Source organism: Halomonas sp. G15 (genome assembly GCF_021282295.1).
Classification (GTDB): domain Bacteria; phylum Pseudomonadota; class Gammaproteobacteria; order Pseudomonadales; family Halomonadaceae; genus Halomonas; species Halomonas alimentaria.
Window position 1 is genome coordinate 1 of record NZ_JAJSPA010000088.1, and the last position, 1,326, is coordinate 1,326.

Consider the following 1,326-nt stretch of genomic DNA (forward strand, 5'->3'; position numbering starts at 1 on the left):
ACGGTCAGGAAGTCATCGATGCCACGCTTCCAGGAAAAGCCTCTAAGCTTCAGATACAGTGGGACCGTACCCCAAACCGACACAGGTGGTCAGGGTGAGAATCCCAAGGCGCTTGAGAGAACTCGGGTGAAGGAACTAGGCAAAATGGTGCCGTAACTTCGGGAGAAGGCACGCCGCGTTAGTGTGAAGGCCCTGCGGCCGGAGCACGAGGCGGTCGAAGATACCAGGTGGCTGCAACTGTTTATTAAAAACACAGTACTCTGCAAACGCGTAAGCGGACGTATAGGGTATGACGCCTGCCCGGTGCCGGAAGGTTAAGTGATGGTGTTAGCGCAAGCGAAGCTCTTGATCGAAGCCCCGGTAAACGGCGGCCGTAACTATAACGGTCCTAAGGTAGCGAAATTCCTTGTCGGGTAAGTTCCGACCTGCACGAATGGCGTAATGATGGCCACGCTGTCTCCACCCGAGACTCAGTGAAATTGAAATCGCAGTGAAGATGCTGTGTACCCGCGGCTAGACGGAAAGACCCCGTGAACCTTTACTATAGCTTCACACTGGACGCTGATGTTGCTTGTGTAGGATAGCTGGGAGGCTTGGAAACCCGGACGCCAGTTCGGGTGGAGCCAACCTTGAAATACCAGCCTGGCATCATTGGCGTTCTAACTCAGGTCCGTTATCCGGATCGAGGACCGTGTGTGGTGGGTAGTTTGACTGGGGCGGTCTCCTCCCAAAGCGTAACGGAGGAGCACGAAGGTACCCTCAGCACGGTTGGAAATCGTGCAGTGAGTGCAAGAGCATAAGGGTGCTTGACTGCGAGACAGACACGTCGAGCAGGTACGAAAGTAGGTTCTAGTGATCCGGTGGTTCTGTATGGAAGGGCCATCGCTCAACGGATAAAAGGTACTCCGGGGATAACAGGCTGATACCGCCCAAGAGTTCACATCGACGGCGGTGTTTGGCACCTCGATGTCGGCTCATCACATCCTGGGGCTGAAGTCGGTCCCAAGGGTATGGCTGTTCGCCATTTAAAGTGGTACGCGAGCTGGGTTTAGAACGTCGTGAGACAGTTCGGTCCCTATCTGCCGTGGGCGTTGGAGATTTGAGAAGAGCTGCTCCTAGTACGAGAGGACCGGAGTGGACGCACCTCTGGTGTTCCGGTTGTCACGCCAGTGGCATTGCCGGGTAGCTATGTGCGGACAGGATAACCGCTGAAGGCATCTAAGCGGGAAGCCCCCTTCAAGATGAGATCTCCCCGAGGCCTTGAGCCTCCTGAAGGGCCCAGCGAGACCAGCTGGTTGATAGGCCGGGTGTGGAAGCGCTGCAAGG

The 1,326-nt window shown here is 56.0% G+C and carries 1 rRNA gene; it reads left to right on the plus strand.

Features of this window, described 5'->3' with window-relative positions:
- Window positions 1-1,326: ribosomal RNA gene (locus LWH48_RS18075) — 23S ribosomal RNA — on the plus strand; the annotation flags it as partial.